The organism is Cupriavidus sp. 96C5-1 (genome assembly GCF_057798855.1).
The window spans coordinates 107100-126839 of record NZ_JBYOJU010000031.1; the positions used below are offsets into that span (position 1 = coordinate 107100).

The following is a 19740-nucleotide window of genomic DNA, read 5'->3' on the forward strand; positions in this document are numbered from 1 at the left end:
ACGCCCGATCGAAAACAAGAGGACAACAAAGATGGCAAGCAGCAAACCCCAGGCGCCCCAGCGCCGCCGCCTGCTCCGCGCCGCCCTGCCCGCCGTGGCTTCGCTGGCCCTGCTCGGGAGCCTGGCAGGCTGTGTAACCGAGCGCGTGGTAGTGCGCCAGCCCGCACCGCCGCCGCACGTGGTGGTGCGCAATATGCCGCTGCCGGTACATGAGGATCGCGGCCCCGCCCCCGCTGCTTATGGCTGGAACTGGGTACCGGGCCACTGGAAATGGGAAGGCAACGACTGGTTCTGGGTGCACGGACGCTGGGTACAGCAGCCAGTGCAGGCCATGCCACCCGTGATCGTCGAACAGATCACGGTAGCGCCCCCTGCTCCGCACGCCTTCTGGGTGCCCGGCCACTGGGTCTGGCGCTTCGAGGGCGGCGGCGGGTGGGCCTGGGTCAAGGGCGGCTGGCGCTCCTGAGGACGGCAGCCTGCACGGGAGGGCCGGGCACCGGGAGGCGCCCGGCCTGTTTCATTCCCGGTGCGGCGATGTCATTTGGACATCGCCTCCCCTCCCTCTCTTCCATCCCGATTTGGCTACCTGGGCCATCCGCTGGCGCATCGCCTCGGCCGAACCGATCTGGTGGAACAGCGGCCCGCCCGGCGCAAAGCTGTCAGCCGAGTCCAGCGGCCCCACCACCACCGGCTCGAAACCAGCATCGCGCACCAGTTGCGCCCCCATGCGCAAGGCCGCCGGGTCGTCGGCCGCGATCGGCACCGCAATCAGGCCCTCCGCACGGTGGTTATCCTGGGCGAAGTTCGCCGCTCCCATGAAATTGAAGGCACGAACGATGCGCGCTCCCGGCAGGTACTTCGCGGTGGTGATGCCGATCCCGTTGCTCGCCGCCTCCACCGCGACTTCGCCATCCCGCTCGCGGATGGCGTTGGTCGCATCCACCACGATCTTGCCGGCGAACAGACGGCCGTAGTCCGCCGAAATCTCCGGCAAGGCCTTGTAGGGAACGGCCAGGAAGATGACGTCGGCAAAGGCCAGCGCCTGTGTGACCGTCCCGGCCCGGGCCAGCGGCCCCAGTTTCTCGACCAGCGGCTGGAGTGCTTCGGGGTGACGCGACGAAAACAACACGGGATGCCCGGCCCGCACCCACAGTCCGCCAATCGTGCCGCCAATGCGCCCGGCACCGATCACCCCGATGGGCACCGCGCCGCCAGCGGGCCCCGCCTGCGCGCGCAGGCGGGCCGGCAGGATGCCCAGTGCCGCAGCAAGCAAGGCCCAGCCGGCGCCACCGGCAAGGAGGCGGCGGCGCCGGTCGATGGTTTCGGCGGTATCAAAGCGGGTGCGGATGGGATGGCCGGAGAACGGCATGACGGGCTCCTCGCTGCTGTGACCGGCACGCTGCAGTGCCAGATCAGCCTCGGCCGGCTTGTCCCGATTGGCCGCGGCGCCGGGGGCAATACCGGATCTGCCTTCAAACTCTAGGCGAAAAATGCAGCCCGCACCGCCGTGCCCCGCACCGCTTCGGCAGACTGCCGCCGGAGGCCGATGCAGGCGAATTTGGCGATGGCCTTGTCCTGCACTACAGTAAGTACCACTTGCATCACTCCACCGGCGGTTCCGGCATGCGCGGCCCCGCTCCTTTGCCCTGGTCTCCATGGAGCAGGTGATGGCCCCCGTCTCCCCCAGCTTTGGCAGATCCAGCCTGATGCAGGCCAGACAGCCGGCCTGGTTCCGGGTCACGCGCGGGAGCCTGCGGCGCAGCGCGGCCGGATGCGCCTGGCTGGCAATGGCCAGCAATGCCGGGGCGGCCGAAACGTCTCCGCCAGCGCCGGTGGACGAGGTGCATAACCTCAAGGAAGTCACCGTGGTCGCGCCCGCGCCGCTGCCGTCGTTCGCCATCCCCCGCGAGGCGTTCCCGGGCAATGTGCAGAGCGCCACCGACGCGGACATGGAACGCGCCAAGGCCGGCAACCTGTCCTCCTTCCTTGCGGAAACCATGGACGACGTCGTGCTCAACGATGCGCAGGGCAATCCCTTCCAGCAGGACATCCTGTACCGCGGCTACCGGCTCTCGTCCACGCTCGGCGCTCCCCAGGGCCTGTCGCTCTACCTGGACGGCGTGCGCCAGAATTCCGCGCTCGGCGACGTCGTCGACTGGGCAAGCATTCCGGAAGCCGCCATCAGCGCCATCACGCTGGTGCCGGGCAGCAATCCGCTGTACGGCCTGAACTCCCTCGGCGGCGCGCTGGCCCTGACCACCAAATCCGGCGAGACGCATCCTGGCGTGGAAGCCGACCTGAGCCTCGGCAGCCACGGCCGCGCGCGGCTGGATATCGGCGCCGGCAAGATGCTCGGCGATGGCTGGCATGCCTTCGTTGCCGGCACCGGCTTTCGCGAAGACGGCTGGCGCGACCTCTCCAGCAGCCAGCTCGGCAACCTCTTCGCCAAGGTGGGGCGCTCCACCACAGATACCCAGTGGAGCGTCAGCCTCCTGGGCAGCAGCAGCAAGCTGGCGGGCAATGGCCTGTTGCCCGACAGCATCTATGCGCAGCGGCGGCAGGCCATCTACTCCGCCCCCGACCTGACCCGCTCGCACGCCCTGCAACTGATCCTGAACGGCGCGCACCAGTTCAATGCCGAAGACCAGCTGGCGCTGACGCTCTACATGCGCCAGAGCCACGCCACCGCCGCGACCGGCGACGTCAGCGACGACTACCTGAGCTGGCTGCAGGGCTGCCAGGGCAATGCCGCAGGCGCCGGCTGCCGGCCCGGCGATGCGCCGGCCAGCGCCGTCTTCAATACGTCGACGGTAAGCACGCATGACTACGGCGTCTCCACGCAGTGGTCGCATTCCGGCGACGTCCATAACGCGGTGCTCGGCGCCGCGTTCGAGCTCAGCCGCGCGTCGTATCGCCAGGAGACGCAGGACGGCAGCTTCGACGCGCAGCGCGTGGCCATCGCGGAACCGGGCTCCACGCCCACCGCCAATGCCTCGCTCGATGGCCGTACCACCACCGCCAGCCTGTACGCTTCCGACACCATCAGGCTGCTGCCGCATACCTACCTCACCGCGAGCGCACGCTGGAACACCTCGCGCACGCATACGGTGCTGAGCTTGCCGAAGGCCTCCGACGAGCATTTCACGTTCTCGCGGCTCAATCCTTCGCTTGGCCTTTCGCACCAGTTGCTGAGCGGCCTCACCGTCTTCGCCTCGGGCTCGCAGGGCACCCGCATGCCCACCGCCATCGAACTCGGTTGCGCCGACCCGGCCAACGCCTGCCAGTTGCCTACGGGGCTGCAGGCGGATCCTTACCTGCGGCAGGTGGTTTCGCGCACCGTCGAGTTCGGCGGCCGCTGGAAAGCCAGCGATGCCACCGACCTGACGCTGGCGCTGTACCGCAGCGACAACCGCGACGACATCCTGTTCGAGCGATCGCCGGTCAGCCCGCTCGGCTACTTCACGAATTTTCCCAAGACCCGCAGCCAGGGGCTGGAACTCGGCCTGCGCCGCCGGCTGGGCCGGCTAACGCTGCGTGCCAGCTACAGCTACCTGCAGGCCACCTACCAGGCCGATGGCCAGATCCAGACGCCGTTCGCGGCGCCCGTCAACGTGCGCCCCGGCACGCGCATGGCCGGCGTGCCGTTGCATGGTTTCAAGCTCGGGGCAGACTGGCGCGCGACCGCATCCGTCACCCTGGGCGGAGCGATGACCGTGTCGTCCTCGCGCCCCGTCGCCGGCAACGAGGACGGCGCGCTGAGCGCGCAGGACCCGCGGCTTGCCCGCACCGCGGGCCTTGTGCTGTTCAACCTGCGGGCAAGCTGGCAGGTCGACCCGCACTGGCAACTCTATGCGCGCGTCGACAACGTGTTCGACCGCCGCTACGAAAGCTATGGCCATGCGGGTCTCAACGTATTTCCCGGCGGCACGCTGCTGCAGCCCGGCGCGACGGTGCCGACCGAGCGCTTTGTCGCGCCCGGCGCGCCGCGCCTGTTCCTGGTCGGCGTGCGCTACGAATGGGGCGGGCACTAGCGCGCCGGAAAGCCTTGGAAGATGGCGCGCCCTCGCCGAGAATGAATCGATCGGATCAAAAGCAGCGGCAAAGCTGACAACGGAGGCAGGCATGGCGGCAAGATGGACAGGTGGCAAACCCGGGCTCGCCATATTGGCATGCTGCGCGGGACTGGCCTGCGCGGCGCTCACAACCGGCTTGCGCGCCGCCACGGCCTATGTGTCGAGCGAGAGCGGCGGCATCGCGGTGATCGATCTCGACCGGCTCGAAGTCACGCGCACCCTGGATCCCGGCGGCAAGGGCCCGCGCGGCCTCGCCATCAGCGCGGACGGCAAATATCTGCTGACCGCCAACAAGGCCACCGGCGACCTCTCCGTCATCGACACCCGCGACGGGCAGGTGCTCCGGCGCGTGCCGATCGGCAAGAACCCGGAATTCGTGCGCGTCTCCGGCGGGCAGGCCTTCGTCACCTACGAGCCCGGCGAGCGCACGGGCGCGCCCGGCGCGGCGCCTGACGCGCCCGTACAGCCCAAGGCCGGGGACGACGCACCGGTCCCGGCGGAGATCGCCGTGATCGACCTCGCGCAGTGGCGCGTCACCCGCGCGATCCCGAGCGGACTGGAGACCGAAGGCATCGAGTTCTCCCCCGACGGGCGGCGGCTGCTGGTCACCAACGAAGGCGACGATACGATCTCGGTCTATGAGCGCGCGAGCGGCCGCCGCGTCGGCCTGCTGAAGGCGCCGCCGGGCTCGCGGCCGCGCGGCATCAAGGTGAGCCCGGACGGACGGCGCTACATCGTCACGCTGGAATCGGGCAATGCCTTCATCGTGCTCGATGCCGGGGACTACCGCATCCTGCAAACGGTGCCGACGCGCAACGGCCCCTACGGCGTCGCCTTCGACCGCGCCGGCAAGCGGCTCTTCATCGCCGCCTCGCGCGCGGACACGTTGCAGGTGTTCGATGCGAACAGCTACCAGAACATCGCCGACATCCCCACCGGGAAACGCTGCTGGCACTTCAGCTTCACGCCCGACGACACGCGCCTGCTGCTTGCCTGCGGCCGCTCCAATGCGGTGTATGTGGTGGACGCGCAGACCTACCGGCCGGTACGGCAGTTCGACGGGCTCGCATTGAGCTGGGGCGTGGTCACCTATCCCAAGAGTGCGGGCACGCTGGATGCGCCGTAAGCGCGCATCGGCGTACGTCGGCGACGCGCCGGAGGCAGTGCCTCAACGCGGCGTGCCGAGCAGGCCAAGCACGTTCGCCGCCCCGGCCTGCTCGGCAATGTCGCGCGCGGTCTTGCCGCGGTTGTCGCGCAACTCGGGCCTGGCGCCCTTGGCGAGCAGTAGCCGGACCGCATCGGCCTGGTCGTAGCCGGCCGCCCACATCAACGCGGTCAGTCCGTTGCCGTAAGTCGTGTTGACGTCGACGCCGGCCTCCAGCAACTGGCGCACCACGCCCGCGTGGCCCTGCCCGGCTGCATAGACCATGGCGGTCTTGTCGACGCGGTCGGTCGCGGCCAGCTCGGCATGCCGTGCCAGCAGCATCGCCACGATCTCCTCATAGCCGCCGAAGGCGGCGGCCATCAGCGGCGTCACGCCCTGCACGTTGGCCTGGTTGACGTTGGCGCCGTGTTCGAGCAGCGTGCGCGCCATCTCGGTCAGCCCGCGTTTGCTGGCGCTCAGCAGGGGCGTGTCGCCGATGCGGTTGCGCGTATCCACGGCCGCGCCTTGCTGCAGCGTGGCGCTCACCCCGGCGGTGTCGCCCGCCCTGGCGGCTGCCAGCAGGCGGGCATTGGGACTGATGTCGTCATCCGCCCTCGCCTGCGCGCACAGCATGCCGGCGCTGCACAACAGCACCGCAAGCCCCGCGCGCCATCCCGTGCCTGTGTTCATGTCGGTCTCCCGCCGTCTTCACCCTGGCGTACGTTGCCGGCCTCGTTCGCCGCGAGGCCATCGCCGCCTAAGTGTGGTGCGTAAGACGCGCAAATTCAAGGCGCGCGCATACGCGTGCTGCAGCGCGACATACGGGGTTCCTGCGGCGCAACGGCGCACGCCCCGTGCTTTTTGCCGGCGGGCGCGACGCGCGGTTGTTTTGCCGGCACTCTTACCTATACTGCTTGTGACCCCGGGCCGTCTGCTTGTGCGACAGCGCATGTGTTCGCCTCGGGAAAGCCGGGGCACGAAGAAAATGTCAAGAAAGGAGCTTCCCATGCTCTTGCCACGCAGCCTTTCCCGGTTGACCCTCCCCCTGCTATTCCTTGCCCTTGCGGCAGCCGTCGTGTCGGTGGCGACCGTTGCCTTCGGCGCGGAGGAAATCCAGGGCGGCGCCACCACCACGGGCGCACCCATGACCCGTTCCCTCCCGCCGGTCACGCAGGCGCAACTCGATGCCGCCGGCGGCAATGCCAACGACTGGCTGATTTCGAACGGCTCCTACGCCCAGTCCCGCTACTACCCGGGCAGCCAGATCAACACCAGGAACGTGTCGAAACTGAAGCCGGCCTTCCTGTTCCAGACCGCCGTGCTGGAATCGATGGAAACCGCGCCCGTCGTGATCGACGGCGTGATGTTCCTGACCACCTCGTACAACCACGTCTACGCGATCGACGCCGTGACCGGCAAGGAGTTCTGGCACTACAAGCACAAGATGGGGCCGATCACGACATTCTGCTGCGGGCCCAACAACCGGGGCGTCGCCGTCAGCGGCGGCCGCCTCTACATGGGCACGCTCGACGCCAAGCTGGTCGCGCTCGATGCCAAGACCGGCGCGCTGCTATGGGAAACACAGATCGCCGATCCGGAACTGGGCTACTCGGAAACCATGGCGCCGGTGGTGGTGGACGACAAGGTCCTGATCGGCACCAACGGCGGCGAGTACGGCATCCGCGGCTTCCTCAAGGCGTACAGCGCCACCGACGGCAAGCTGCTGTGGACCTTCTACACCATCCCCGAGAAAGGACATGAGGGCATCTGGGCGACGAAAGACGCGACCGGGCGCGACATGAAGCGCGACATCGCGGCCGAAAAGAAGCAATTGGCGGACAAGGGCGGCGACTTCTACAAAACCCTCGGCGGTGGCGTCTGGATGCCGCCGGCGATCGACCGCAAGAACCATATGGCGATCTTCGTGGTAGGCAATCCCTCGCCCGACCTGTATGGCGCCATCCGCCCCGGAGACAACCTCTACACCGATTCGATGGTGGCGGTCGACCTCGATACCGGTGCCTACAAGTGGCACTCGCAATTTATCGCCCATGACGTGTGGGACCTGGACGCCGCCAGCCCGCCGATCCTGGCCGACGTGCGCGACAAGAACGGCCAGATGATTCCCGGCGTGATCCACGGCGGCAAGACCGGCCATGTCTATGTGCATGACCGCCGCGACGGCCGCCTGATCCGCTTCTCGCAGGCCATGATCCCGCAGGAAGACATGTGGACCCTGCCGACGCCCAGCGGCGCGCGCATGCTGCCGGGCGCCAATGGCGGCGTGGAATGGTCACCGATGGCCTTCAGCCCGAAGACGCGGCTGGCCTATGCCGCCAACCTGCATCAGCCCATGACCTATCAGGTGGAAACCTCCCCCTATCCGGGCGGCAAGCTATGGCTGGGCGGCGCCTTCAAGACCATTCCGTCCGAAGCGCAGTGGGGCAAGCTCTCCGCGGTGAACATCGATACCGGCAAGGTGGTGTGGGATTACAAGACCGACCAACCCCTGATCGGCGGCGTGCTGGCTACTGCGGGCGGACTGGTGTTCAACGGCGAAGGCAACGGCCTGTTCCGGGCGTTCGACGCCAGCACCGGCAAGAAGCTGTGGGAATACCAGTGCGGCGCGGGCGTCAATGCGCCGGCGGTCTCCTACATGGTGGGCGGCAAGCAATATATCGCGGTAGCCGCCGGCGGCAATACGCAACTGGACTTCAAGCGCGGCAACAGCGTGCTGGTGTTCGCGCTGCAATAGGATCGAAAGGGTAGTCGGCGTGCGTAGTCCATCCGCCCGCGCCCGTTCCCGCCAGCCGGCGCTGGCGGGGCGGGCGTTCTTGCTGTGCGCGGCGCTGGCTGGCATCGCCGCCATCGCGCGCGCCGATCCCGAGGCCGGCAAGCGCAAGGCGGAGTCGTGCGTGGCCTGCCACGGGCCCATGGGCAACGCCGCCAATCCGCAGTATCCGGTGCTGGCCGGACAGACGGCGCGCTACATCTACCAGGAGCTGAAGGACTTCAAGGAAGGCCGGCGCAGCGACCCGATCATGACGCCGATGGCCGCGCCGCTATCGCGCGAGGACATGCTCGACCTGGGCGAGTACTTTGCCGCGCAAAAGCCCATTCCCTCGCAATTCAAGGCCGATGGACAAAAAGTGGAAGCCGGCAGGAAAAAGGCCGACGAAGTGCCTTGCACCATGTGCCATCTCGGCGGCTTCGCCGGGCAGAATGAAATTCCTCGCGTGGCCGGACAGCAGTACGCCTATATCGTCAAGCAGCTGGAAGACTTCCGCTCGCGCAAGCGCACCAACGACGCCGGCAGCATGACCAGCGTGGCGCGGGGCCTGTCCGATGCGGATATCCAGAACCTCGCCAACTACATTGCGAACCTGCAGTAGCGGCACCCCTGCGGTTCGCCATGCATGCCGGGCGAACAGAAAAAAAGGGGCATGCGCCCCGTTCAAACCCTCTGCGGTCCGGACCTCCGGCCGCAAACCGCGCGGCCACCGGACCGTCGATCACCGATGCCCGGTATCGGGCCCGCCCGCAAGGCGGGCCCAGGTGACCAGGGCGCGCGCATACGGTGCGGGCCCTGGCCAGGCAGCCCACCGGCGCAGATCAGTTGGTGGTCTTGGCGCCGCCCTCGAACCACTGGCCCAGCAGCGCCCGCTCGTCGTCCGTGATCTGCGTGACATTGCCGAGCGGCATGGCCTTCTGCTGCACCGCCTGCTGATAAATCAGCTGCGCGTGCGCCTTGATCTCGTCGGCGGTATCCAGCTTGATGCCCTTGGCCGCGCTCGGCATCAGCTTGGGCGCTGCGGCGTGGCACTGGATGCAGCGCGAGTTGATGACTTCCTGCACCTTGGTGAAGCTCACCTGCGTGGCCGCGCCGTCCTTGCTCGCCACGGCTTCACGCGGCTGGGGCGCGATCATCACCGCGACCACCGCCAGCACCGCCACACCCGCGGCGGGCCAGGCCACGTTGATCTTGCCCTTGTGCTTGAGGATGAAGAACTGGCGGATCAGCACGCCGGCCAGCATGATCAGCACCAGCGCGGCCCAGTTGTACTTGTAGCTGTAGGTCATGCTGTAGTGGTTCGACAGCATGGCGAACAGCACCGGCAACGTGAAGTAGGTGTTGTGCACGCTGCGCTGCTTGGCGTTCTTGCCATGCACCGGGTCCACTGGCTCGCCCGCACGCAGCGCGGCGACCACCTTGCGCTGCCCCGGGATGATCCACACCAGCACATTGGCGCTCATGATGGTAGCGATCATCGCGCCGGTCAGCAGGAACGCTGCGCGGCCCGAAAACACATGGCATGCCACGAACGCAGCCAGCGCCACGTAGATCGCCACCAGGATGCCGACGGTGCGGTCGCTCTTGCCGAACACGCGGCAGATGCAGTCATACACCACCCAGCCCACCCCGAGGTAGGAAAGGGCAAACCCGATCGCCGCGCCCGGAGACATGTCCATGACGTTCTTGTCGATCAGGAAGGTGCTGGCATTGAACAGGTACAGCACTACCAGCAGGCCGAAGCCCGTCATCCAGGTGGAATACGACTCCCAGTAGAACCAGTGCAGGTTCTCGGGCAGGGTCTTGGGCGCGGTCAGGTACTTCTGCGGATTGTAGAAGCCGCCGCCGTGCACCGCCCATAGCTCTCCACCCACGCCCTTCTCCTGCAGGTCGGGGTCTTCGGGCCGGGTCAGGCTGTTGTCGAGCCAGACGAAATAGAACGAGGAACCGATCCACGCGATCGCCGTGATGACGTGCACCCAGCGCAGCAGCAGATTGGCCCAGTCGAGGATATAGCCTTCCATGTCTTGTCTCCTTTATTTCCCGTTCCGCGCTCAGCTGCCGCGGTAGGTCGAGTACGACCAGGGAGAGACCAGCAGCGGCACGTGGTAGTGCGCGCTGGTATCGGCAATGCCGAAGCGCAGCGTCACCACGTCGAGGAAGGCTGGCTCGGGCAGCCTGGTGCCCTGTGCGCGGAAATAATCGCCGGCGCCGAATTCGAGTTCGTACACCCCGACCGCCATGGTGTCGCCTTCCAGCAGGGGCTGGTCGCAACGGCCATCGTGGTTGGTGACGACGGTCTTCAGCGTCTCCTTGAGATTGTCGACAATTTTATGCAGGGTAATCGACATGCCGGCGCCGGGCGTGCCGGATGCCGTGTCGAGTACATGAGTGGTCAAGCGTCCCATCCTGTTCTTCCTTAGGGCTTTGGGTTGTGAGAGGCGCCGCTGCCTTCACTAGCACCATTTGTGGGAATGGTGCCCGCTCGGTACGTATTTCTAACGCATCCCGGCGCTGGACTGGTGCAGGGCGACAATGCTTCGCACCGGTCCTTATGACAACTCGGGAATTACCCTGAGTTGTCGAAAACCTAGCTCGGTTTTGTTGACAATATTGAAGCCATAACCAAATAATTGTCAACAATTTTTGGGACGCGCCACCTGCTTCACCCCCTCTTCCGGCGGCGCGCCGTTTCCCTACTCACCGATACGCTGGTGCCAAGATGTCCAAGAGTCTCAAGCTGATCGCCGGTGCCGGCGACACCGCCGCCCCGACCGAAGTCAAGCCCGCCCGCAAGGGTTCCGTCGAGGAGCGCATGTATCACGAGATCTATGACGCGATCATGGAACACCGGCTGCCGCCGCGCACCAAGCTCACCGAGCACTCGCTGTGCGAAATCTATGCCACCGCGCGCCACACCGTGCGCAAGGTGCTGGCGCACCTGGCAGCCGACGGCATGGTCGATCTCGAGCCCAACCGCGGCGCGTTCATCGCCAGCCCCTCCACCGACGAGGCGCACGACATGTTCGAGCTGCGCCAGATGCTGGAGCGCGCCGTGCTGGAAAAGCTCGCCGCCATGCGCGACGTGAAGCGCGTGATCGCGCCGCTGCGCAAGATGGTGGAAGCGGAGCGCCAGGCCTTCCTTACCAATGAACGGCCCAAGTGGATCCGCCTGTCGGCGGAGTTCCATACCGCGCTGGCCGAGCTTTCCGGCAACGCGCTGCTGGTCACCATGATGCGGCGGCTGGTGTCGCGCACCACGCTGATGATCGCCAGCGTCGAAGCGCCGGGCAACAACGCCTGCTCCTTCGACGAGCACGAAGAGATTCTCGATGCACTGGAACAGGGCGACGCCGCTCTCGCCCAGAGCCGCATGGCGCACCATCTCGGCGCCTGCGCAGACCGCGTCCAGCCCGACGAACCGGGCAATTTCGATCTTCGCAGCGTGCTGGGTCACTCCACCTAGCAGGTTGTTCCCGCCGCCAGATCGCGGCCAAGGCCCGATTCCTGCTCATGAGAACGCGTCCCTGACGATGCGCGCCGCCGGAATCCCATAACGAAAGGCCAAGCCGCCCGGCAGCGTTCCCATCAAATCCAAAGGAGAGGAGACACACCAATGACTAGCGCTAGCACCACGGTCCCCACGGACCTCACCAACGAGCGGCTACCTTCGGGCCGGCTGCTCGCGCTCGGCCTGCAGCATGTACTGGTGATGTACGCCGGTACCGTCGCGGTGCCGCTGATCATCGGCGGCGCGCTTAAGTTGCCCAAGGACCAGCTCGCCTTCCTGATCAATGCCGACCTGTTCGCGGCCGGTCTGGCCACGCTGATCCAGGCCTTCGGCTTCTGGAAGTTCGGCATCCGCATGCCGGTCATGATGGGGGTGACCTTCGCCTCGGTGGCGCCGATGATCGCCATCGGCTCCGACCCCAACGTGGGCCTGCTCGGCATCTACGGCGCGGTGATCGCCGCCGGGGTGTTCGGCATCCTGGTGGCGCCGCTGATGGGCCGCATGCTCGGGCTGTTCCCGCCGGTGGTGACCGGCACGGTGATCACGCTGATCGGGGTCTCGCTGATGCGGGTTGGGATCAACTGGGCGGCCGGCGGCCAGCCCACCGTGCGCGCCGTGATCGACGGCGTGGTCAAGGACGTGCCCAACCTCGCCTATGGCGACCTGGGCAACCTGGGTATCGCGGCGCTGGTGCTGGTGGCGATCCTGCTGCTGAGCAAATATGGCCGCGGCCTGATCTCCAACTGCGCGGTGCTGCTCGGCATCGTGATCGGCACCCTGGTGGCGATGGCGCTGGGCAAGGTCTCCTTCGAAGGCCTCAACGAAGCCAGCGCGATCGCGCTGATCACGCCGCTGCACTTCGGCATTCCCACCTTCGATCTTCCCGCCATCCTGTCGATGTGCGTGGTGATGCTGATCACGCTGGTGGAATCGACCGGCATGTTCCTCGCCCTGGCCGATATCACCGGCAAGCGCCTGTCCAACCAGGACCTGACCCGCGGCCTGCGCGCCGATGGCCTGGGCACCGTGATCGGCGGGCTGTTCAACACCTTCCCGTACACCTCGTTCTCGCAGAACGTGGGCCTGGTGACGGTGACCGGCGTGCGCTCGCGCTATGTGGCGGTGGCCGGCGGCGTCATCCTGATCGCGCTGGGCATGTTCCCGAAGATGGCGCACATCGTGGCCTCGGTACCGCAGTTCGTGCTCGGCGGCGCCGGCATCGTGATGTTCGGCATGGTGGCCGCCACCGGCATCCGCATCCTCGGCTCCTGCGATTTCAACCGCAACCGCTTCAACCTGTTCATCGTCGCGATTTCGATCGGCTTCGGCATGATCCCGACGCTGGCGCCGACCTTCTTCCAGTACCTGCCCAAGTGGACCGATCCGTTCACCCACAGCGGCATCGTGCTGGGAACCATCGTCGCGGTCGTGCTCAATGTCTTCTTCAACGGCGTCCAGTCGCGCGAAGAAGCCATGCGCAACGCCGCGGCCAACACGCACGGCACGGAATAAGCCCGCCGGCGGCGGCCGGCACCGTTTCCCTGAAGAACCATGACTCTGATGACAAGCAACAACTATCCACGCGATCTGGTCGGATACGGCAGCCAGCCTCCGCACGCCCGCTGGCCGGGCGGCGCGCGCATTGCGCTGCAGTTCGTCCTCAACTACGAAGAGGGCGGCGAGAACAATGTGCTGCACGGCGACGCCGGCTCCGAGCAGTTCCTGTCGGAGATCATCGGCGCCGCGGCCTACCCGGACCGCCACATGAGCATGGAAGGCGTGTACGAGTACGGCTCGCGCGCCGGCGTCTGGCGCATCCTGCGCGAGTTCGAGCAACGCGGGCTGCCGCTCACGGTCTTCGGCGTATCGATGGCGCTGCAGCGCCATCCCGAGCTAACCCGCGCCCTGGTCGAACTCGGCCACGAGATCGCCTGCCACGGCTGGCGCTGGATCCACTACCAGGGCATGGACGAGGCCACCGAGCGCGAGCACATGCGCATCGGCATGCAGATCATCAAGGAACTGACCGGCGCGCTGCCGCTGGGCTGGTACACCGGCCGCGACAGCCCCAATACGCGCCGCCTGGTGGTGGAACACGGCGGCCTGCTGTACGACTCGGACTACTACGGCGACGACCTGCCCTTCTGGACCGAGGTGGAAGTCACCAACGGCGAAACCAGGCCCCACCTGGTGGTGCCCTATACGCTCGATTCGAACGACATGCGCTTCGCCACGCCACAGGGCTTCAACACCGGCGAGCAGTTCTACCAGTACTTGAAGGACGCCTTCGACGTGCTCTACGCCGAAGGCGACCCGCAGGGCCTGGACCGTCCGAAGATGCTGTCGGTCGGCATGCACTGCCGCCTGCTGGGCCGACCGGGGCGCATGCGCGCGCTGCAGCGCTTCCTCGACTACGTGCAGGCGCATGACAAGGTCTGGATCTGCCGCCGCGTGGACATCGCGCGCCACTGGATCGAGACGCATCCCCATACCGCAAAGAGCCCGGCCTGAGCCGGGCACAAGCCCGGCACAATCCAAGCACCAACCCAGCATGAGCCAAACCTACACTCTCGACCAACTCAACGCCCTGCCGGCCGCCGGTTTCATCCAGGCGCTCGGCGGCATCTATGAGCACTCCGCATGGGTGGCGCAAGCCGCCGCCGCGCAGCGCCCCTTCCCTAACGCCGCCGCGCTGGCCGCAGCCATGCGCGCCATCGTGGACGGCGCCGGCGACGCCGCCCAGATCAAGCTGGTGCGCGCCCACCCGGAGCTCGCCGGCAAGGCCGCGGTACGCGGCGAACTGACCGCGGAATCCACCCGCGAGCAAAGCGGCGCCGGCCTGGACCAGTGCTCCGCCGAGCAATTCGAGCAACTGCAGGCGCTCAACCGCCAATACAACGAGAAATTCGGCTTCCCCTTCATCCTGGCCGTGCGCGGATACGACCGCGCCGGCATCATCGGCGAGTTCGCAAGACGGGTGGGCAATGATCCGGCCGCGGAGTTGCAAACTTGCATCAACCAGATCCACCGGATTGCACAGTTCCGCCTGAACGACTTAGTATCCGGCTGAGCAAAAAAAGCGGTTTCCAAAAGCTGTTTGCAAGAAGCTGTTTGCAAAAACAGCCTGCAAAGCGGTCTGCGTTACCCATTGCCACTGTAGCGGGCGTGCCCGGGCCGAGCCATCGACACCATGGCCCGGTGCGCGCCCCCACAACTAATAGAACCCGCCAGGGACCCAGTACACAACAAACGCAACGGATCAACCACGGAGATCTCACAAATGCAGAAACAGCTCACGCCGGCTCTCAAGCTGGCAGCCATGGCCGCGGCCCTTTTCAGCGGCGCGGCCATGGCGCAGTCCAGCGTCACGCTGTACGGCCAGGCCGACATGTTCGTCGGCGGCGTCAAGAACGTCGGCTCGACCGACCGCGCCTATGTTGCCAACTCGGGCGGCATGCAGACCTCGTACTGGGGTATCAAGGGCACCGAAGACCTCGGCAGCGGCACCAAGGCCATCTTCGACCTGAACGGCTTCTTCCGTACCGACAGCGGCGCCTCCGGCCGCTTCAACGGTGACTCGATGTTCAGCCGCAATGCCTATGTCGGCCTGCAGAACGACAAGCTGGGCACCATCAAGCTGGGCCGCAACACCACGCCCTTCTTCGTATCGACCATCCTGTTCAACCCGCTGGTGGATTCCTATGTGTTCTCGCCGATGGTGTTCCACACCTATTTCGGCGCGTCCACGGCCCGCGTGAACGACCCCGGCATCATCGGCGATTCGGGCTGGAACAATTCGCTGCTGTACTCCACGCCGAATTTCGGCGGCCTGACCGCCAACGTGATCTACTCCTTCGGCGAGAAGGCGGGTGCCAACGGCCAGAACAAGTGGGGCGGCAACCTGATGTACTTCAACGGGCCGTTCGCCGCCACGCTGGCCTTCCAGCAAGTGAAGTTCGACAGCACGCCGGGCGACGTGACCGCGTCGAGCAGCCCCCTGCTGGTCGGCTTCAGCAAGCAGAACGCGGTGCAAGCCGGCGTAAGCTATGACTTCAAGATCGTCAAGCTGTTCGCGCAAGGCCAGTACATCAAGTCCGACATCAACAACAACGCCAACGGCGACATCAAGCACACCAACGGCCAGGTCGGCGTATCGGTGCCGGTCGGCAACGGCAACATCCTGGCGTCCTACGCCTACGACAAGACCAAGAACTCGGTCGCTGACTTCAAGCGCAATACGGTGGCGGTCGCCTATGACTACAACCTGTCCAAGCGCACCGACGTCTACGCAGCCTACTTCTACGACAAGATCACCGACCTGTCGCATGGCGACACCTTCGGCGTGGGCGTGCGTCACAAGTTCTGACGCTGGCTCTCACCTTGCCAACGGGAATTGAACCCGCCCTGGTGGCGGGTTCTTTCTGTTCCGGCTGGCTTCGGTGCCGGCTTTGTTCGAGCGCCATTCACGCTGCCGCCCCCTGTCGCGCCTTGCCGCCCTCGCGCGGTAGCAGGCTCCCGGCGATGAAGTCGACAAAGACCCTGAGCTTGGGCGACAGGTGGCGGCTCGACGGCCACAGTATCCGCAGCGTCGTGCAATCCTGGTTGTAGTCGTCCAGCACGGTGACGAGCGTGCCTTCGTCCAGTTGCCGGCGAATGGCGATATCCGGCACGCAGGCAATGCCCAGGCCTTGCTCGGCGAAGCACACCTGCGGTTCCAGCGTGTTCGTCACCATGCTGGCCGGCCGTTCGATGTCGATCGCCTGGCCAGCGCGGCGCAGCGGCCAGACCTGCAGCTTTCCGGTGGTTGGAAAGCGAAAGATCAGGCAGGCATGGCGCGCCAGATCCTCGGGCTGCACAGGAACGCCCTCGCGCCGGAAATACTCGGGCGAACCGACCACCACCATCCGGTAAGAGCCGATGGCGCGCGTCATCAGCCTGGAATCGCTCGGCTCTCCCGTGCGGATCACCGCATCGAAGCCTTCCTCGATCACCTCCACCAGCCGGTCCGAGCAGTCGATGTCCAGTTCGACCTCGGGATAGAGCCGCTTGAAGTCGGCAAGCCTGGCCATAAACAAGGCGCCGATCGACGGCAAGCTGATCCTCAGCTTGCCACGCGGCGCGCTTTGCGTTTGCGAAAGCTCTGTTTCCGCCGCGGCGACCTCGCAGAGGATGCGCCTGCAGCGCTCAAGGAAGAGCGCACCCTCCGGCGTGAGACTGACGGTCCGGGTGGAGCGATGAAACAAGCGCACGCCCAGCCGCTCTTCCAGCCGCACGATGGCCTTGCTGACCGCCGAGGACGATATGCCCAGTTGCTGGCCCGCCACGGTAAAGCTGCGGGCCTCCCCTGCCCTGACGAACACGCTGAGAGATCCAAGACTATCCATCCAGCCTCCAATTTATGACAGATTAGTCATATATGCTTGAAACTATAGCCTGGCGGCATCGTTGGCGGCATCCTGCTGGAGACGCAGGGCGCCCGCGTCTTCCCATGGGCTCTGCTCGTACTGCTGGTTCCCGGCCTGGCAATCGCATGGGCCTCCAGCAAGCACGGATTTCCGGCGCGAGCGAACCGGGCGCTGGCCTGACAAGGGGCCGGCAAGCCATGCCTCCCGGCCCCGGAGTTCCATGGCCGGAGGCGCCTTGAACGTACACGGCGCGCGTCCGGTAGCCATCGGGAACCAAAACCGGGCAGGATGCAAAATCCGCTTGAGCCTCACGCAAGGTGAGGCCCGAGCATGGGTTCACGCAGTCAGGAGAAAGGAGTTTCGATGTTGTTGCGAGTCGGTGATTTGGCAAAGCGTTGCGGCCTGACGGTCAGGACACTTCATCACTACGACAGCATCGGACTGCTGACGCCTTCTGCGCGTTCCGATTCCGGATACCGGCTATACAGCCAGCGGGACATCTCCCGCTTGCACCAGATCCAGGCCTTGCGCCGGTTCGGGGTATCGCTGGCTGGCATCGGTGAGGTTCTGGCGAATCCGGAGATATCACCCACCGCCGTCCTCGAACAGCAGATACGCATGCTGGACCAGCAGATCTCGCGGACCGTCGGTCTGCGCGACCGCCTGGCGCAAATGCACGCGCAGTTCGTGGCCGGAGTGGAGCCGGATGCCGCCGATTGGCTCTCAACCCTGGAAATGATGACCATGTACGACAAATACTTCTCCCCCGATGAACTCGATGCGCTGCCCTTCTACCAGACCGGCCAGGCGCAGCAACAGGAATGGGCCCTGCTGGTGGCCGAAGTCAACACCTTGATGCGGGCCGGCGCCCCTGCGCGCGGCGCGCAGGCCCAGGCACTCTCCGTGCGCTGGATGGCCCTGCTAGAACGCGATACCGCCGCCAACCCAACCCTGGCGGCCAAGCTCAACGCGATGCACGCCAGCGAAGAAGCGCTGCAGGCGCAAACCGGCATTTCGCCGCAGACGGTCGATTACGTCATGGAGGCGTTCGCGGAGACCAAGCTTGCGCTGTACGAGACATACCTGACACCAGTGGAATTCGCTCATATGCGTGCCAACTATGGCAAGCAGATGCGGCACTGGCCACCTTTGATCGCCGCCGTCCGCGAGGCCATGACACAAGGCAAGACGCCTGGCGATCCGGCGGTACAGGACCTGGCGCAGCGCTGGCTGGCATTGTTCCGTGTCTATGCGGGCGACGATCCCGCCACCCAGCAGAAAATCCGCCGGGCGCTCGAGGCCGAGCCCCGGCTGACCGAAGGCACATGGGTGGATGCGGCACTCCTGGGCTATCTGCGCGACGCGCTTGCCACGCTGCCGGCACGATAGCAACGCGGCAAGCCGCCCTCCAGGTACCGACGCTTGCCGGGCTGGGCGTCGCCGGTGCTGCCAGGACCACCCCCGAGCAACGCGCGAGCCCGCCCAAGGCCATCGCGCAGCGCACCATGGCGACGGCCGCCGGGCAGCGCGGCACCGGCCTCGCTGCTGTCGCATCGCAACAGGAATTGCTGCGATGCGATAGAGACAGTCTACCGTGTCAACGGGATCGAAAGCCGCGGTTTAATAGCCCGATTCAATTGGCGAGCCTGCGAATACCTGCCTAGATTTAGGTTCCAGGCAACGAGACGGCAACGGACGAGGTGACTCATGCGGCGTGATGCTAAGACCCGGTCGGAGTTGATGGCCATCCTGAACCAGTTCCTCAACAACAACCCGGAATGCGGCGAATGCGAGTTGCATGCCATGCGCGTGCACCAGCCGGACCACACCGGTTGCAACTGGAGCGCGGAAGTCGATTTCCCGCGCGAGCCCGATGACCAGTTGCCGACCCAGCTGGCAGCTGCCAGGTCCATCATCGTCGTGATGCGCGAGCAGTACAACCTGCTGCAATAGCAATAGCGTAAGTCGGACAGAACAGCTTTTCCAGGCCGGCGGAACTGCGCGACAAGCCGGTCAAAAAAAACGGGGCTCCTTGCGAGCCCCGTTTTCATTGCGCGCGGCATTCCTGCCTGCGCATGCCCAGGCGGCGGCCAAGGCCACCGCGCCACGGCATCAACGCACCGCGCTGGCCTCCGCCACCGCTACCGCCGTCATATTGACGATACGGCGCGTGGTGGCCTGCGGGTTGAGGATGTGCACCGGCTTGGCCGCGCCCAGCAGGATCGGGCCGATGGTAACGCCCTGCCCGCCCGTGATCTTGAGCAGGTTGAAGGCGATATTGGCTGCGTCCAGGGTCGGCATGACCAGCAGGTTGGCGCTGCCGGCCAGCTTGGTGCCCGGCAGGAAGTGGCGGCGCACGTCCTCGACCAGGGCAGCGTCGCCCTGCATCTCGCCTTCCACTTCCAGGTGCGGCGCCTCCCGCGCCAGGATCTCCTGGGCGGCTCGCATCTTCTTGGCCGACGGCCGGTTCGACGAACCGAACATCGAGTGCGACATCAGCGCCACCTTCGGGTGCTGGCCGAAGCGGGCGATTTCCTCCGCGGCCAGTTGCGTGATGGCCGCCAGTTCCTCGGCGGTGGGATCGTCGTTGACGAAGGTGTCGGTGATGAACAGCGTGTACTTCTCGAGCATCAGCGCATTCATCGCCGCGAACACCTTGGCGCCCGGCGCCAGGCCGATCACGTCCCGCACATGCTCCAGATGGGCTTCAAAGCGGCCCACGGTGCCGCACAGCAGCGCGTCGGCGTCGCCCATATGCATCAGCATGGTGCCGATCAGCGTATTGGAGCGGCGCAGCGCCACCTTGGCCATGTCGG

Annotated in this window: 18 protein-coding genes; 12 read left to right on the forward strand and 6 right to left on the reverse strand. The window is 66.1% G+C overall.

Features of this window, described 5'->3' with window-relative positions; genetic code table 11:
* Window positions 1-31 precede the first annotated feature (31 nt).
* Window positions 32-466 carry a hypothetical protein gene (locus tag AC3FOF_RS28825; RefSeq protein WP_488728522.1) on the forward strand — a complete coding sequence of 145 codons (435 nt, stop codon included), beginning with the start codon at window positions 32-34 and terminating at the stop codon, window positions 464-466.
* 51 nt (window positions 467-517) lie between these two features.
* Here the strand turns inward: AC3FOF_RS28825 and AC3FOF_RS28830 are convergent, their stop codons facing one another.
* Window positions 518-1369 carry an NADPH-dependent F420 reductase gene (locus AC3FOF_RS28830; protein ID WP_488728523.1) on the reverse strand — a complete coding sequence of 284 codons (852 nt, stop codon included), beginning with the start codon at window positions 1367-1369 and terminating at the stop codon, window positions 518-520.
* A 298-nt stretch (window positions 1370-1667) separates the two neighbouring features.
* Here AC3FOF_RS28830 and AC3FOF_RS28835 point away from each other — a divergent pair, with 298 nt between their 5' ends.
* Both AC3FOF_RS28835 and AC3FOF_RS28840 read left to right on the forward strand, forming a co-directional pair.
* On the forward strand, window positions 1668-4031 hold the full coding sequence (locus AC3FOF_RS28835) for a TonB-dependent receptor (protein WP_488728524.1): 2364 nt from the start codon (window positions 1668-1670) through the stop codon (window positions 4029-4031).
* 91 nt (window positions 4032-4122) lie between these two features.
* Entirely contained in the window at window positions 4123-5199 is a 1077-nt protein-coding gene (locus AC3FOF_RS28840) for a beta-propeller fold lactonase family protein (RefSeq protein ID WP_488728525.1), read from the forward strand.
* Window positions 5200-5241: 42 nt separating this feature from the next.
* Here the strand turns inward: AC3FOF_RS28840 and AC3FOF_RS28845 are convergent, their stop codons facing one another.
* Window positions 5242-5907: an ankyrin repeat domain-containing protein gene (locus AC3FOF_RS28845; RefSeq protein ID WP_488728526.1), complete on the reverse strand. Its 666-nt coding sequence runs from the start codon at window positions 5905-5907 to the stop codon at window positions 5242-5244.
* Between the two features lie 316 nt (window positions 5908-6223).
* Between AC3FOF_RS28845 and AC3FOF_RS28850 the strand changes: the two genes are divergently transcribed.
* The gene (locus AC3FOF_RS28850; protein WP_488728527.1) at window positions 6224-7972 is read left to right on the forward strand and encodes a pyrroloquinoline quinone-dependent dehydrogenase; all 1749 of its coding nucleotides are present in this window, start codon (window positions 6224-6226) and stop codon (window positions 7970-7972) included.
* A 19-nt stretch (window positions 7973-7991) separates the two neighbouring features.
* Entirely contained in the window at window positions 7992-8609 is a 618-nt protein-coding gene (locus AC3FOF_RS28855) for a c-type cytochrome (RefSeq protein WP_276268059.1), read from the forward strand.
* A 220-nt stretch (window positions 8610-8829) separates the two neighbouring features.
* Here the strand turns inward: AC3FOF_RS28855 and AC3FOF_RS28860 are convergent, their stop codons facing one another.
* Both AC3FOF_RS28860 and uraH read right to left on the reverse strand, forming a co-directional pair.
* Window positions 8830-10032: a urate hydroxylase PuuD gene (locus AC3FOF_RS28860; protein WP_276268060.1), complete on the reverse strand. Its 1203-nt coding sequence runs from the start codon at window positions 10030-10032 to the stop codon at window positions 8830-8832.
* 30 nt (window positions 10033-10062) lie between these two features.
* Window positions 10063-10416 (reverse strand): hydroxyisourate hydrolase, encoded by a 354-nt coding sequence (uraH, locus tag AC3FOF_RS28865; protein WP_017229506.1) that lies wholly within the window; start codon window positions 10414-10416, stop codon window positions 10063-10065.
* A 314-nt stretch (window positions 10417-10730) separates the two neighbouring features.
* On the opposite strand from uraH, the gene AC3FOF_RS28870 reads away from it, so the two are divergent.
* From AC3FOF_RS28870 to AC3FOF_RS28890, 5 genes are all read left to right on the forward strand, one after another.
* The gene (locus tag AC3FOF_RS28870; RefSeq protein ID WP_017229505.1) at window positions 10731-11474 is read left to right on the forward strand and encodes a GntR family transcriptional regulator; all 744 of its coding nucleotides are present in this window, start codon (window positions 10731-10733) and stop codon (window positions 11472-11474) included.
* Window positions 11475-11624: 150 nt separating this feature from the next.
* Complete coding sequence (locus AC3FOF_RS28875; RefSeq protein ID WP_017229504.1) at window positions 11625-13031, forward strand: nucleobase:cation symporter-2 family protein; 1407 nt, start codon at window positions 11625-11627, stop codon at window positions 13029-13031.
* Between the two features lie 48 nt (window positions 13032-13079).
* On the forward strand, window positions 13080-14030 hold the full coding sequence (gene puuE / locus AC3FOF_RS28880) for an allantoinase PuuE (protein WP_035815392.1): 951 nt from the start codon (window positions 13080-13082) through the stop codon (window positions 14028-14030).
* A 40-nt stretch (window positions 14031-14070) separates the two neighbouring features.
* Window positions 14071-14589, forward strand: a complete 519-nt coding sequence (gene uraD, locus AC3FOF_RS28885; protein ID WP_276268061.1) for a 2-oxo-4-hydroxy-4-carboxy-5-ureidoimidazoline decarboxylase — start codon at window positions 14071-14073, stop codon at window positions 14587-14589.
* 210 nt (window positions 14590-14799) lie between these two features.
* Window positions 14800-15885: a porin gene (locus AC3FOF_RS28890; protein ID WP_017229501.1), complete on the forward strand. Its 1086-nt coding sequence runs from the start codon at window positions 14800-14802 to the stop codon at window positions 15883-15885.
* Window positions 15886-15982: 97 nt separating this feature from the next.
* Here AC3FOF_RS28890 and AC3FOF_RS28895 read toward each other — a convergent pair whose 3' ends face one another.
* Window positions 15983-16903: a LysR family transcriptional regulator gene (locus tag AC3FOF_RS28895; protein ID WP_051078572.1), complete on the reverse strand. Its 921-nt coding sequence runs from the start codon at window positions 16901-16903 to the stop codon at window positions 15983-15985.
* Window positions 16904-17287: 384 nt separating this feature from the next.
* Here AC3FOF_RS28895 and AC3FOF_RS28900 point away from each other — a divergent pair, with 384 nt between their 5' ends.
* Both AC3FOF_RS28900 and AC3FOF_RS28905 read left to right on the forward strand, forming a co-directional pair.
* Window positions 17288-18313: a MerR family transcriptional regulator gene (locus AC3FOF_RS28900; RefSeq protein WP_488728528.1), complete on the forward strand. Its 1026-nt coding sequence runs from the start codon at window positions 17288-17290 to the stop codon at window positions 18311-18313.
* Between the two features lie 318 nt (window positions 18314-18631).
* Window positions 18632-18877 carry a hypothetical protein gene (locus AC3FOF_RS28905; RefSeq protein WP_035815381.1) on the forward strand — a complete coding sequence of 82 codons (246 nt, stop codon included), beginning with the start codon at window positions 18632-18634 and terminating at the stop codon, window positions 18875-18877.
* Window positions 18878-19036: 159 nt separating this feature from the next.
* On the opposite strand, the gene AC3FOF_RS28910 is transcribed toward AC3FOF_RS28905, so the two are convergent.
* The coding region (locus tag AC3FOF_RS28910; protein ID WP_488728529.1) for a phosphate acyltransferase at window positions 19037-19740 on the reverse strand (704 nt) is incomplete at its 5' end.